Source organism: Massilia horti (assembly GCF_004614195.1).
In the GTDB taxonomy this organism is placed as follows: Bacteria; Pseudomonadota; Gammaproteobacteria; order Burkholderiales; family Burkholderiaceae_D; genus Telluria; species Telluria horti.
The window spans coordinates 25,916-37,900 of record NZ_SPUM01000031.1; the positions used below are offsets into that span (position 1 = coordinate 25,916).

Below are 11,985 nucleotides of genomic sequence, written 5' to 3' on the forward strand. Positions count from 1 at the left end.
ATCTAGTAAAATGCGGAATCAGGTATCTTAATCTACCCGCTGTGCAAAACCAACCGTCCCCCCTCATCCTGACCTTCGGCATGTCCGACCCGGTCGGCGCGCTCGGCGTACAGGCGGACCTGGCGACCTTTGCGGCCCACGGTTGCCATGCGCTGTCTGCTATCACCGGCTTGCTGGTGGCCGACAGCGCGCGCGTCGAAGACATGCTGGAGATCGACACCGACTGGCTGGTCGGCCAGGCCCGCGTGCTGCTTGAAGACATGCCGGTGGCCGCGTTCAAGGTCGGCGCGCTGGCCAATGTCGAACAGGTCACGGCGATCGCCGAAGTCGTCTCCGACTACCCGGACGCACAGTTGGTGATCGATCCGTTCCTTTCAAGCCTGCCTGATTCCGGCCTGCTCGACGACGACCTGGTCACCGCGATCAGGCAACTCCTGGTGCCGCAGGCGAGCGTGTTGATGCTCTCGCAGGTCGAACTGGCGCGCATCGCCGAGACCTGGCGCGAGGGCCCGAGCGAAGGCATGCTGGCGCAGGACGTGCAGGAACTGACTGGCAGCGGCTGCCAGCACGTGCTCGTCACCGGCACCGCCGGCAGCACGCCGGGCATGCGCTCGAACACCCTGTTTAATAGCGATGGCATGCTCGCCAGTTTCGACTGGCAGCACTTGCCCGGCCCGTTCGTGGGCGCCGGCAGCACGCTGTCGGCCGCGCTTACCGCCCTCATGGCGCACGGCGAACTGGACATGCCTGACGCGCTCAAGGCGGCGCAGGACTACACCAGCGGCGCGCTGGCGCATGCGCGCCGCTTCGGCATGGGCAAATACGTACCCAACAAATTCTTCCGCATCGACACACTCACGAGCCACCATGACCACACCTGACACCAAGACCTCCCGCAACGACATCCTGTTCGCCCGCGCCCAGCAGAGCACCCCGGGTGGCGTCAACTCGCCGGTGCGCGCATTCCGCTCGGTGGGCGGCACGCCGCGCTTCATCACGCGCGCCGAAGGCCCTTACTTCTGGGACGCCGACGGCAAGCGCTACATCGACTACATCGGCTCGTGGGGCCCGGCGATCGTCGGCCACGCGCATCCGCAGGTGGTCAAGGCGGTGCAGGAAGCGGCCGCGCGCGGCCTGTCGTTCGGTGCGCCGACCGAAGGCGAGATCGAGATCGCCGAGGAAATCTGCCGCCTGGTGCCGTCGATCGAACAGGTGCGGCTGGTGTCCTCCGGCACCGAGGCCACGATGAGCGCACTGCGCCTGGCGCGCGGCGCGACCGGCCGCGACAAGATCGTCAAGTTCGAAGGCTGCTACCACGGCCACGCCGATTCGCTGCTGGTCAAGGCCGGCAGCGGCCTGCTCACCTTCGGCAATCCCACCTCGGCCGGTGTGCCGGAAGACTTCGTCAAGCACACCCTGGTCCTGGACTACAACAACGTCGCCCAGCTCGAGGACGCGTTCGAATCGATGGGCGACACCATCGCCTGCGTGATCGTGGAAGCGGTGGCCGGCAACATGAACCTGATCCGCGCCACGCCGGAGTTCCTGCAGCGCATGCGCGAACTGTGCACCGAATACGGCGCGATCCTGATCTTCGACGAAGTGATGTCGGGCTTTCGCGTCGGCCTGGGCGGCGCCCAGGCGCTGTACGGCATCACGCCGGACCTGACCGCGCTGGGCAAGGTGATCGGCGGCGGCATGCCGGTCGCGGCCTTTGGCGGACGTGCCGACCTGATGCACAAGATGGCGCCGATCGGCCCGGTCTACCAGGCCGGCACGCTGTCGGGCAACCCGGTCGCGGTGGCGGCTGGCATGACCACGCTCAAGCTGGTGCAGCAGCCGGGCTTTTACGAACAGCTGTCCGGCCAGGCCGACAAGCTGGTCAAGGGACTCACCGCGGCAGCCAGGGAGGCAGGCGTGGCGTTCTGCGCCGATTCGGTCGGTGGCATGTTCGGCATGTATTTCAGCGCCAGCATCCCGGGCAGCTACAGCGAAATGATGGCGGGCGACAAGGAGCGCTTCAACCGCTTCTTCCACGGCATGCTCGACGAAGGCGTCTATTTTGCGCCGGCCATGTTCGAGGCCGGCTTCGTCTCCAGCACGCACGATGACGCCATCGTCGACGCCACCATCGAGGCGGCGCGCAAGGTGTTCGCGCGCATCGGCTAAGCAACAAGCAGCAGTTCGTCACCCGGCTTGAACGCGTGCCCCGGGCACGCGTTCAGGCCCACCTCAGGCTTCCCTCAAAAAAATGAGCAATTGCACAACATCTGTGCAATCATGAACTCGTTGCGCAATGAACGCGCGATAAACGAGGAGCCCGACATGAGCAGGGTAACCATCGAGCTGCTCATGGCAGCCGATGCCAGCAACGGTGCCGACTACTATCGCGCAATGGCCGACGCGCTGAACGCCTATCTTGACGCCTACGCCATCAACACCAACACGCGCCTGGCTCACTTTCTGGCCCAGATCGGGCATGAGAGCAGCTTTCGGGCGGTCGAGGAAAACGGCAACTACTCGCCAGGCAGGATGCGCCAGGTGTTCGGCTGCCGCGGCGGGCCGTCGCGCTACGACCCGCAGCGCGACGATTGCATGCTGGGGCCGGATGGCCAGCCGATGCGCCTGCGACCCAAGCTCTGGACCGACGAAGCGCTGTACGCGCACAACCCGCAAAACCTGCTTAGTTACGTCTACGCGCTACGGCTGGGCAATGGCGATGAGGCGTCCGGCGACGGCTACCGCTACCGCGGACGCGGCCTGATCCAGCTGACGGGCCGTGACAACTACCAGGCATTCACCGACTGCCACAACCAGAAAAATCCACAAGACCAGCAAGATTTCGTGGCCAGCCCGGACTTGCTTGTGAGCCAGCTCAATTATGCGGTGGAATCCGCGTTTTATTTCTGGGATGCTCGTAATGTTAACCCGGTTGCCGACACCGACAACGTGGCCGACGTCACGTTCGCGGTCAACGGCGGTTACAACGGACTGGCGGACCGGGAGGCTCGACTTGCGCGAATCAAGGCAGCAATGGGTTAGATCGCTGGCGCTGGCGGCGTGCCTGCTGGGTGCGCAGGCGCAGGCCGGGGAATCGCTGTGCCAGGCTGGCGAGCCGATCGTGTTTTCCTGCCACATCGGCAACAAGACCGTGTCGCTGTGCCGGCCATCGTCAGCGCAACACGAACTGCTCTACCGCTTTGGCACCCCCAAAAAAATCGAGCTCGCCCACCCCGGACCGGGCGCGCGCACCGCAAGTCCCCCTTTCGAGACCGCGACCACGCCACTGGTCGGCGGCGGCGTCACCACCGTCACGTTCCGGCGCGGCCAATACCAGTACAGCGTCTACAGCAAGACCAGCAGCAATAACGGCACACCGGAATTCGAGGACGGCGTGATCGTTTCGCGTAACGGCGCACCGCTCAAGACCATGGTCTGCGACGACGGCGGCGAAGGATTCCGCGAACGCCTGGACTGGGTGCCGAAAGCCCGGAAATGATGGCTATCTCACCGCTAAGTGGCGTTTAGCGCATCCCAACGGACTGACCCGCGGCGTATCCCGTAGGGTGTGCAGCTTTGCTGCGCACGCGGATTGTGCACACCGCCAGCGTTTCAGCCAACAGGCCCCGGGACGGTCGCGATGAAGGCGAGGTGCCGAGCACCTGTCCGCACGCGGTTACCACATCCTGACTTACGGCTGCTGCTTCTCTGCGCTACTTTCGCGAACCGCGTGCGCACAGGTGCGCACCCTACGACCGTGGAGGCGCTCGCGGTGCCGGTCATGACCGAGGCCGGCAAGACGGTCCTTTTTACCGGGAACAAGTAGTATCATTACTACATGATTCCCGCTCACGAAGCGCTCCCGCCCCCGCTGTTCGATGCCGAACTCGCCGCCTTCATGCAGGGCGGCATTTCGCTGAACATCGGTTCCTGCGGCCCTGACCGCCGGCCCAGCGTCGCCCGCGCCTTCGGCTGCCGCATCGCGGCGGACCGGCGCCAGGTGCGCATGCTGGTGTCAAGCTCGCACGCGGCGCAGGTACTGGCCCACGTGCGCGCGACCGGCGTTCTGGCGGCGGTGTTCAGCGAACCGTCGACTTACCGCACGGTGCAGCTCAAAGGCGTCGACGCCACAGTCGAACCGGCCACGCCCGAGGACCTGGCCGCAGTGGCCGCCTGCCGCGCCGGCTTTGTCGCCGAACTCGAACCGCTCGGCTATGCACCAGACATGGTGCGCGCGCTGCTGGGCTGCCCGGACGCCGACATCGTCGCGGTACGCTTTACGCCCTCGGCCGCTTTTTCGCAGACGCCGGGGCCGGACGCCGGGCGCGCACTGGGTGTGGCTTCATGAAGCTCGATGCCATCCGCGGCTGCTTCGAAGGGGTGGTCCCCGGCACCATGGCAACCGCCAGCCTGGATGGCACGCCGAATGTCTCCTACCTGTCCCAGGTGCAGTTCGTCGACGGCGACCATGTCGCCCTGACCTACCAGTTCTTCAACAAGACCCGCGCCAACCTGCTGGCCAACCCGCACGCGGTGCTGGCGGTGGTCGATCCGGTCACCGCCGCGCATTACCGCCTGAGCCTCGAATTCCTGCGCACCGAAACCGCCGGCCCGCTGTTCGAGAGCATGAAGGCCAAGCTGGCGGGCATCGCTTCGCACGTGGGTATGAGCGGCGTGTTCCAGCTGCTGGGGGCCGACGTGTTCCGCGTCCACGCGCTTGAACAGGTCCCTGGCTGCACCCTGCCCGCGCAGCCGGAGCGCAACCTGCTGTCGGCGCTGCGCCGCACGCTCGATCGCATCCGCGCCCAGCGCGACCTGGAACAGCTGCTGGCCGACACGCTCGAAGCGCTCGCCGTCGAATGGGACATTGGCCACGCGATGGCGCTGCTGTATGACGCACCCGGCCAGCGCCTGTACACGCTGGCCAGCCGAGGCTACGAGGTGTCGGGTGTCGGCTCCGAGATTGCGCTGGGCGACGGCGTGATCGGCGTGGCCGCGCGCGAGCGCACGCCGATCCGCATCAGCCACATGAGCTCCGAGTACGCTTACAACCGCACGATCCGCGACAACGCGCAAAACAAGGGGTTGGACGCGCTCGAGACCGCGATCCCGCTACCGGGTCTGCGGCAGTCGCGCAGCCAGCTCGCCGTGCCGATGGTGGCCGCCGATCGCCTGATCGGGGTGCTGTACGTCGAAAGTCCGCTCGACTTGCGTTTCACCTACGACGACGAAGACGCGCTGGTTGCGCTGGCGGCGCAGCTGGCATTGACCATCCACCTGCTGCAGTCGGCGCCAGACACGCCGGATGACGGCCAGTGCCCCGCCGGCGAAACCACCAGGGCGCCCGGCGAACCGATCGCGGTGTGCCACTATCCCGAAAACGACAGCGTGTTCCTGGACGACGAATATCTGATCAAGGGCGTGGCAGGTTCGATCTTCATGGCCCTGGTGCGCGACCACCTGGAAAGCGGGCGCAGCGAATTCTCGAACCGCGCTCTGCGGCTCGATCCGCGCGTGCGCCTGCCCGACCTGTCGGACAACCTCGAGGCGCGCTTGCTGCTGCTCTCGCGCCGCTTGGCCGAGCGCGACGCCGGGGTGCGCATCGAAAAGACCGGCCGCGGGCGCTTTCGCCTCCACGCGCAGCGCCCCTTGCTGCTGATTTCTTAAAATTTTGCTCAGCAAATCCTAAAAAAACCTTAAGCGAACAATTGGTGATTTTTTGACGGCGAACGCGCCCTAGAATGCGTCTCTCTCTCGAACTTTCCCCATCAACCGCTTCAAGGAGCTGTAACATGCAAACCACTCAAACCGCCCCGCTTACGCTGTCCACAGCGGGCGTCATCTGGATCAAGCTGGCCGTGCTGTACCTGGTGATCGGCATCGCGCTGGGCATCGCCATGGGCGCCAGCCAGAACTTCACGCTGCGCCCGGTGCACGCCCACATCAACCTGATCGGCTGGACCACCTTCGGCCTGGCCGGCCTGATCTACAGCCTGTTCCCGAAGGCCGGCGAAAGCTTGCTCGCCAAGGCGCACTTCTGGCTGCTGAACCTGGCCATGCCGGTGATGATGGTCGCGCTCAGCCTGCTGTTGCTCGGCCGCCCGCAGGTCGAGCCGATCCTGGCCGCTTCGCAAATCGTGATTGCGCTGGGCGTGCTCGCGTTTGCGGTCAACCTGTTCGTCAACATCAAGCGCTGAGCGCGCCGGCCTGGGCGATTTCCTCGACCCGGTCGCGCAGCCAGCGCTGGGCCGGATCGCTTTGGGCTCTGGGATGCCAGCCCATCTGCAGTGGAAGCACGCCTGCCTCGAGCGGCGACGCCTGCACCGCGACGCGGTCGCCAAGCCGCTGCGCCAGCCGCGCCGGGACCGTGGCAACCAGGTCGGTCTGCCCGACCAGCTGCACCGCCAGCAGAAAGCTGGGGACCGACGCCGCGACCCGCCTGCTCCTGCCCGCCTTCTGCAATGTCTTGTCCACGTACCCGGCGACGCTTTCGGCATCGGGCGAAACGACCACGTGCTCCAGGTGGCAGAAAGCGTCCAGGTCGAGCGGGCACGCGGTTGCCGGATGGGCGCGCCGCAGCAGGCACACGAGGCGCTCGTCGTACAGGTCGCGCCGTTTGAGCACGGGCGGCATCGCCTGTGGCGGAGCCAGGATCAGGTCAAGTTCTCCGCTGGCGAGCTGCTCGCCCAGCCGTGCCGGATCCAGGTCCTGGACCTCGATGCGCAGGCCCGGCGCGATGGCGTGCAAGCGTGCGATCAGCGGCGCGCACAGGGCTACCTGGGCCGATTCGCTGGCGGCGATGAAGAACGTCTCGTGGGTGGTCGCCGCGTCGAACGGCTGGTGCTGCGCCACCAGGCTGCCCAATTGGGCGAGCAGCTGGCGCAGCGGCGCCTGCAGGACGAGCGCACGCTCGGTCAGGGCCATGGCGCGGCCATAAGGCACCAATAACGGGTCACGCATCAGTTCGCGCAGGCGGGCGATCCGGTCCCACATCTCGGGCTCGGACAGCGACAGGCGGCGCGCCGCCTTTGCCACGTCGCGTTCGGCCAGCAGCAGGTCGAGCGTGACGAGCAGGTTCAGGTCGATGCGGCTCAGGTCCATTTTCAGCGAAGGGCGCGTGCCCCGTGAGTGCCCACTATACGCCGCCAGCCGGCAGCGGCGGCGCTGCGCTGCGCTGCGCTGCGCGTTACTTGAGCCAGCCGCGCCGGCGGAAATACCAGAACGGGGCGATCGCGCTGGACACCATCAGCACCCAGGCCCACGCATAACCGTAGCCCCAATCCAGCTCAGGCATGACCTTGAAGTTCATGCCGTACACGCTGGCGATCAGGGTCGGCGGCAGGAAGGCGACCGACGCCACGGAGAAGATCTTGATGATCTTGTTCTGGTTGATGTTGATGAAGCCGACCGTGGCATCCATCAGGAAGTTAATCTTATCGAACAGGAAGGAGGTGTGGCCGTCGAGCGACTCGATGTCGCGCAGGATCTGGCGCGCCTCCTCGAACTGTTCCGAATTGAGCAGGCGCCCGCGCATCAGGAAGCTGACCGCGCGCCGCGTGTCCATCATGTTGCGGCGGATGCGGCCGTTCAGGTCTTCCTCGTGCGCAATCGCGTTCAGCGCCGCGGCCGCGTCCTGGTCGGTGAATTCCTTTTGCAGCACGCGCTCGCTGACCTCCTCCAGGCTCTCGTAAATCCCCTCCAGCGCGTCCGCCGAATATTCGGCGTCGGTCGCATACAGGTCGAGCAGCACGTCCATGTAGTCCTCGATCGACCCCGGGCGCGAACGGGCGCGCAGGCGCACCAGGCGGAACACCGGCAGGTCGTCGGTGTGCATCGAGAACAGCACCTTCCTGGCCAGGATGAACGCCACGGTCACGATGCGCGAGCCCTCGTCTTCTTCCAGCAGGAAGTCGGTGCGCAGGTGCAGGTCGCCGTTTTCGGCTTCGTAGTAGCGGGCCGAGGCCTCGATGTCCGACACCTCGTCCTCGCCCGGCAGCAGCACGCCATAGATCGCCTTGACCCAGGCCCGCTCTTCATCGGTCGGGTCGGTGAGGTCGACCCAGACCGGAATGACATTCTCAAGATCCTCGCGCGTGGCGATCGGTACCTGGTTCAGTCGGCCATTTTGTAGGACAAATACATTGATCATGCGCTCTTTTCTTGGCCGGATTCGAAAAGCGCAAGTGTACCTGTAAGCCATGAGCCCGGCCACCCCGAAACAACACTTTTGTCGTCCGGCAGCCGAATTTTCGACGAATGTTCCGTGAGCCAGAACGGGGGCGATTCCCGTCCTGGCGGTCCGGCCTATCGCGCTTCGTGCACCTTGCGCAGGAAGTCCAGCACCTCGTCGCTGATGCCGCTGCCCATGCGCAGAATCGGCTCACATTTGTTGGCCCGGCGGAACTGTTCGGTAGCCTCCGGCGTGGGGCCGACCATGTCCAGGAACAGCTCGCCCCATTGCCGGGCCAGTTCCTTTGCCTCGGGCAGCGATGGCGCCACCCGGCGCCGAATGGCGTCGTGCACGCGCTCGCCCAGCGCCACCCATTCGCCGCCGCGCGCCGCGTGGTGCCTGCGCATCCGTTCGATCACATCCGGCGCCAGGTATTTGGCCCACACATCGAACTTCAGTTCGCCGATCGCTGTCCGGACGTAATCCATCAGCGCCGGCGTGAGCCCGAATTCGTGCTCGGCGGCTTGCGGGTGGCGCGCGACCATTGAGGTCAGGCGCAACATGAAGGCGTGGTTGCCGCCGCTGTCGTGCTCCAGCCGCTCGAGCCAGCGCAGCGCGAACGCCTTGGCCTCGGGCGCGGACGGCGCCACCCCCGTGTCCATCAGCTGCTGCGCCTGCCCCACCATCCGCTTCCATTCGGCCTGCAGGCCAGGATCGCGGTACAACGGCAGTTGCTCCAGCTCGTCTTTCGTGAAGTGTTTTTCGTACATTGTCATCTGCTCCAGTGTGGTTAGCCAGGTGGACAGATCCGGCTCTTCACCCTCGGCCAGCTGTTGCCGCAATTGCAGCAGCAGCTCGTGCATGTGCGCCGCCTGTGCGATCTGGCGCTCGAGCGTGGAAAGCTGGCGTTCGACGATTTTCAGGGCCGAAGCTTCCGGACTGTCCAGGTACTTGCCGATGTCGGAAAGCGCCATGCCGAAGCCACGCAGAGCCTGGATCTGCTGCAGGCGGGCGACGTCCTGGCGGTTGTAAAGCCGATAACCGGCATCGGATCGCGCAGAAGGCCGGAGCAGGCCGATGCTGTCGTAGTGATGCAGCGTGCGTACCGTCAGGTGCGCGCGTGCGGCAAGCTCTCCCACTTTCAACATCGGTCCACTCCTTTCTTCATGCGTGGCTGCACTGTCGGCCCTCACGCGGCGTGAGGGTCAAGCGTTTTGTACGTTATGCAGAAGGGAAAGCTGCCTTGCCCTTACGGCAGGTCGGCAAAGTTCATTCGGTGCAGGATCACCGCGGTGCGGCGCGCCAGGTAATTGGTCTGGCGGTGCGTGTCGTAATAGCGGGGATTGGGCAGCATGACGGCCAGCCGCGCCGCCTGCGCCGGGGTCAGGTTGGCGGCCGACGTACGGAAATAGTGGCGCGCCGCGGCCTCCGCCCCGAATACCCCGCGGCCGAACTCGACCACGTTCAGGTACACCTCGAGGATGCGCTCCTTGCTCAGCACCGCTTCCAGCATGTAGGTGATGATCAGCTCCTGCCCCTTGCGCACGTAGCTGCGATAGCCTGACAGGAACAGGTTCTTGGCCAGCTGCTGGGTGATGGTGGAGCCGCCGCCCACCACCTTGTGCCTGCGGTTGTTGCGCTCGTAGGCTTTCTCGAGCGCGTCCCAGTCGACGCCCGCATGGTCGGTGAAATTGGCGTCTTCCGACGCGATCACCGCGCGCTTGAGGTTGTTCGAAATGCGGTTGTACGGCACCCACTGCTGTTCCAGCCTGGCATTGGGTTTGGTTTCGCGCAGCGCCGCCAGTTGCTGGCGCATCATGCTGGTCGAGGACGGATTGAAGTACGACCACCAGCAAATCTGCAGGAAAAAGTAAGCCTGGAGCAGCAGCAAGGCGAGCAGCGGACCGAGGATGATCCACTTGAGCCAGCGGCGGCCCGACTTGGCTTTGACGGGCCGGGCCGCGACAGCGTGCGCCGCTGTCATGACTGGCTGCGCATTGCTTTGAGAAGCTCGCCAGTTTCCGGACGCACGCCGCGCCAGAGCGCAAACGCTTCCGCCGCCTGCTCGACCAGCATGCCCAGTCCGTCACGGGTGGTCGCGCCGTGCTTTGATGCGAACTCCATGAAGACGGTCGGCTTGTCCGCGTACATCATGTCCAGCGCCAGCGTGTCCTTGGAAAAAGCCGACGCGGGCACCGGCGGCAGCTCGGCCGCCAGGCTGGCCGAAGTGGCATTGATGATGACGTCGAACGGTCCGGCGATGTCTTCGAAGCCGGTGGCGCGCACCTGGTCCGCACGCTCGGCATGCTGCCCGAACTGCTGCGCCAGCGAATCAGCCGTGGCGCGGGTGCGGTTGGCGATCACGATACAGTGCGGCCGCTCGCGCAGGATCGGCAACAGCGCGCCGCGCGCCGCGCCGCCCGCGCCGAGAATCAGCACGCGCTTGTCCTGCAGCGACACGCCCGCATTCTTCACGATGTCGGCCACCAAACCGGGGCCGTCGGTATTGTCTCCAAAGATTTGGCCGTCCGCAAAGCGCAGCGTGTTGACCGCGCCGGCCGCGCGCGCGCGGTCCGACAGCACGGTGGCCAGTTGCGCCGCCTGCAGCTTGAACGGCACAGTCACGTTGGCGCCCTTGTAGCCTTCAGCGACCAGCCGCTGGATGGTCTCGGCGAAGCCGTCCACCGGGGCCAGGCAGCGCTCATAGCTGATGTCCTGGCCGGTCTGGGCGGCAAAGCGGGTGTGGATTTCCGGGGACCGGCTGTGGGCGATCGGGTTTCCGATCACGCAATATTTTTCGCTCATGTTCCCCCACCTCCTCGCAGGTCAGCCTGCATCTTGTCCTCTCGCGTGAATTTGAAACGGGTGATGATGACCCACAAGTCATCCTTGTCCGACGAGCGCATGTTCGGCGGGAACTTGCCGAACGGCGCGGCACGGCGCACGATCTGCAACGCGGCCTTGTCCAGCGCCGGGTTGCCCGAACTGCGCTCGACGCGCGGGCCGCCATCCTTTTCATACAGCGTGCCGTCCTGAAAGATCGGGATGTACACGACCAGTTCGCCGTACAGCTTCTTGCCGTTCTGCTGGGGGAAGTTCAGCGTGCCGACCTCCTCGACCCGCTTTTGCATCTGCTTGTAGTACACGGCGTAGCCGACCTCGCGCGTGCTGGGCGTGATGAAGGTCTTCTTCGGCCGCTTGTTCTGGTCCTCGATGGTCTGGGTGATCTCGGCCGTGGCGCGCGCGATCGCACGGCTGGTGTCGATCATGTCGGCGCCGGTGCGGTTCGGGTCGGGCTTGTCCTTTTCGGTAATCGGCGGCGCCTTGAACGTCGACTGGTGCAGCTGGGTCAGCACGTTCTGCTGCGCATGCTCGAGCTCGGTGATACGCCGCTGCAGCGCCTTGATGCTGTCGCCGTTTTCCGTCTTGCGCAGGTCGGGCAGCGGCGACTTGGAGCGCCCCTGGTCGGCATGGCCGCCACCGTCGAGGTTGGCCTGGGCCAGCGCGTCGGCCTTGTTCGGCGCCTTGGCGTGCTTGGCGTTGACCAGGATGACCTCCAGCCCGGGGTCGGCCGGTTGCAGGCGGAACGCGTCCGGCGCGACAAAGCGCACCCCCAGCAGGGCCCCATGCGCCAGCACCGAAACGGCAATGGCGATCATCAGGGAAGGGTTGTTTTGGAAATACTTCACGCGGTAGCAGGGCCGGCGGGCAGTTGAATCTTGGAATTCTTAATTCTACAGTGCGGTGGGCGGCAGTGGGCAATGGCGGCGGGCCGCTTGGTGAATTGACGACAGTCCGGTGGTGGCCCGTGGCCG

At 65.4% G+C, this 11,985-nt stretch carries 13 protein-coding genes; 7 read left to right on the forward strand and 6 right to left on the reverse strand.

Annotation, left to right across the window (positions count from 1 at the left end):
• The first annotated feature begins 80 nt into the window (after positions 1-80).
• The 7 genes from thiD to E4O92_RS04975 all read left to right on the forward strand — a co-directional run bounded on the left by thiD (position 81) and on the right by E4O92_RS04975 (position 6,197).
• Positions 81-881, forward strand: a complete 801-nt coding sequence (gene thiD, locus E4O92_RS04945) for a bifunctional hydroxymethylpyrimidine kinase/phosphomethylpyrimidine kinase (RefSeq protein ID WP_206076812.1) — start codon at positions 81-83, stop codon at positions 879-881.
• Positions 868-2,169, forward strand: a complete 1,302-nt coding sequence (hemL, locus tag E4O92_RS04950; RefSeq protein WP_135188641.1) for a glutamate-1-semialdehyde 2,1-aminomutase — start codon at positions 868-870, stop codon at positions 2,167-2,169. The genes thiD and hemL overlap by 14 nt, the downstream gene beginning before the upstream one ends.
• 156 nt (positions 2,170-2,325) lie before the next feature.
• Complete coding sequence (locus E4O92_RS04955) at positions 2,326-3,042, forward strand: glycoside hydrolase family 19 protein (RefSeq protein ID WP_206076813.1); 717 nt, start codon at positions 2,326-2,328, stop codon at positions 3,040-3,042.
• The gene (locus tag E4O92_RS04960; RefSeq protein ID WP_135188642.1) at positions 3,014-3,499 is read left to right on the forward strand and encodes a hypothetical protein; all 486 of its coding nucleotides are present in this window, start codon (positions 3,014-3,016) and stop codon (positions 3,497-3,499) included. The genes E4O92_RS04955 and E4O92_RS04960 overlap by 29 nt, the downstream gene beginning before the upstream one ends.
• A 339-nt stretch (positions 3,500-3,838) precedes the next feature.
• Positions 3,839-4,348: a hypothetical protein gene (locus tag E4O92_RS04965; protein ID WP_135188643.1), complete on the forward strand. Its 510-nt coding sequence runs from the start codon at positions 3,839-3,841 to the stop codon at positions 4,346-4,348.
• Positions 4,345-5,667, forward strand: coding sequence for a GAF domain-containing protein (locus tag E4O92_RS04970; protein WP_135188644.1), 1,323 nt, complete (start codon positions 4,345-4,347; stop codon positions 5,665-5,667). Before E4O92_RS04965 ends, E4O92_RS04970 begins: the two co-directional genes overlap by 4 nt.
• 125 nt (positions 5,668-5,792) lie before the next feature.
• Positions 5,793-6,197 (forward strand): cytochrome-c oxidase, encoded by a 405-nt coding sequence (locus E4O92_RS04975; protein ID WP_135188645.1) that lies wholly within the window; start codon positions 5,793-5,795, stop codon positions 6,195-6,197.
• Here E4O92_RS04975 and E4O92_RS04980 read toward each other — a convergent pair.
• The 6 genes from E4O92_RS04980 to E4O92_RS05005 all read right to left on the reverse strand — a co-directional run bounded on the left by E4O92_RS04980 (position 6,187) and on the right by E4O92_RS05005 (position 11,829).
• A complete protein-coding gene (locus E4O92_RS04980) occupies positions 6,187-7,101 on the reverse strand; it encodes a LysR family transcriptional regulator (RefSeq protein ID WP_135188646.1) in 915 nt (304 codons plus the stop codon). The genes E4O92_RS04975 and E4O92_RS04980 overlap by 11 nt on opposite strands.
• An 85-nt stretch (positions 7,102-7,186) precedes the next feature.
• A complete protein-coding gene (gene corA / locus E4O92_RS04985) occupies positions 7,187-8,149 on the reverse strand; it encodes a magnesium/cobalt transporter CorA (protein ID WP_135188647.1) in 963 nt (320 codons plus the stop codon).
• A 155-nt stretch (positions 8,150-8,304) separates the two neighbouring features.
• The gene (locus tag E4O92_RS04990; RefSeq protein ID WP_135188648.1) at positions 8,305-9,318 is read right to left on the reverse strand and encodes a MerR family transcriptional regulator; all 1,014 of its coding nucleotides are present in this window, start codon (positions 9,316-9,318) and stop codon (positions 8,305-8,307) included.
• A 101-nt stretch (positions 9,319-9,419) separates the two neighbouring features.
• Positions 9,420-10,154, reverse strand: coding sequence for a monofunctional biosynthetic peptidoglycan transglycosylase (gene mtgA, locus E4O92_RS04995; protein WP_135188649.1), 735 nt, complete (start codon positions 10,152-10,154; stop codon positions 9,420-9,422).
• On the reverse strand, positions 10,151-10,975 hold the full coding sequence (aroE, locus tag E4O92_RS05000; protein ID WP_135188650.1) for a shikimate dehydrogenase: 825 nt from the start codon (positions 10,973-10,975) through the stop codon (positions 10,151-10,153). Before aroE ends, mtgA begins: the two co-directional genes overlap by 4 nt.
• On the reverse strand, positions 10,972-11,829 hold the full coding sequence (locus E4O92_RS05005; protein WP_135188702.1) for a TonB family protein: 858 nt from the start codon (positions 11,827-11,829) through the stop codon (positions 10,972-10,974). Before E4O92_RS05005 ends, aroE begins: the two co-directional genes overlap by 4 nt.
• Positions 11,830-11,985 lie beyond the last annotated feature (156 nt).

Excerpts from the sequence above, each read along its gene's own strand:
- thiD (WP_206076812.1), top strand. The coding sequence starts at position 81 with ATGTCCGACCCGGTCGGCGCGCTCGGCGTACAGGCGGACCTGGCGACC.
- hemL (WP_135188641.1), top strand. The coding sequence starts at position 868 with ATGACCACACCTGACACCAAGACCTCCCGCAACGACATCCTGTTCGCC.
- E4O92_RS04955 (WP_206076813.1), top strand. The coding sequence starts at position 2,326 with ATGAGCAGGGTAACCATCGAGCTGCTCATGGCAGCCGATGCCAGCAAC.
- E4O92_RS04965 (WP_135188643.1), top strand. The coding sequence starts at position 3,839 with ATGATTCCCGCTCACGAAGCGCTCCCGCCCCCGCTGTTCGATGCCGAA.
- E4O92_RS04970 (WP_135188644.1), top strand. The coding sequence starts at position 4,345 with ATGAAGCTCGATGCCATCCGCGGCTGCTTCGAAGGGGTGGTCCCCGGC.
- E4O92_RS04975 (WP_135188645.1), top strand. The coding sequence starts at position 5,793 with ATGCAAACCACTCAAACCGCCCCGCTTACGCTGTCCACAGCGGGCGTC.
- E4O92_RS04980 (WP_135188646.1), bottom strand. The coding sequence starts at position 7,101 with ATGGACCTGAGCCGCATCGACCTGAACCTGCTCGTCACGCTCGACCTG.
- corA (WP_135188647.1), bottom strand. The coding sequence starts at position 8,149 with ATGATCAATGTATTTGTCCTACAAAATGGCCGACTGAACCAGGTACCG.
- E4O92_RS04990 (WP_135188648.1), bottom strand. The coding sequence starts at position 9,318 with ATGTTGAAAGTGGGAGAGCTTGCCGCACGCGCGCACCTGACGGTACGC.
- mtgA (WP_135188649.1), bottom strand. The coding sequence starts at position 10,154 with ATGACAGCGGCGCACGCTGTCGCGGCCCGGCCCGTCAAAGCCAAGTCG.
- aroE (WP_135188650.1), bottom strand. The coding sequence starts at position 10,975 with ATGAGCGAAAAATATTGCGTGATCGGAAACCCGATCGCCCACAGCCGG.
- E4O92_RS05005 (WP_135188702.1), bottom strand. The coding sequence starts at position 11,829 with ATGATCGCCATTGCCGTTTCGGTGCTGGCGCATGGGGCCCTGCTGGGG.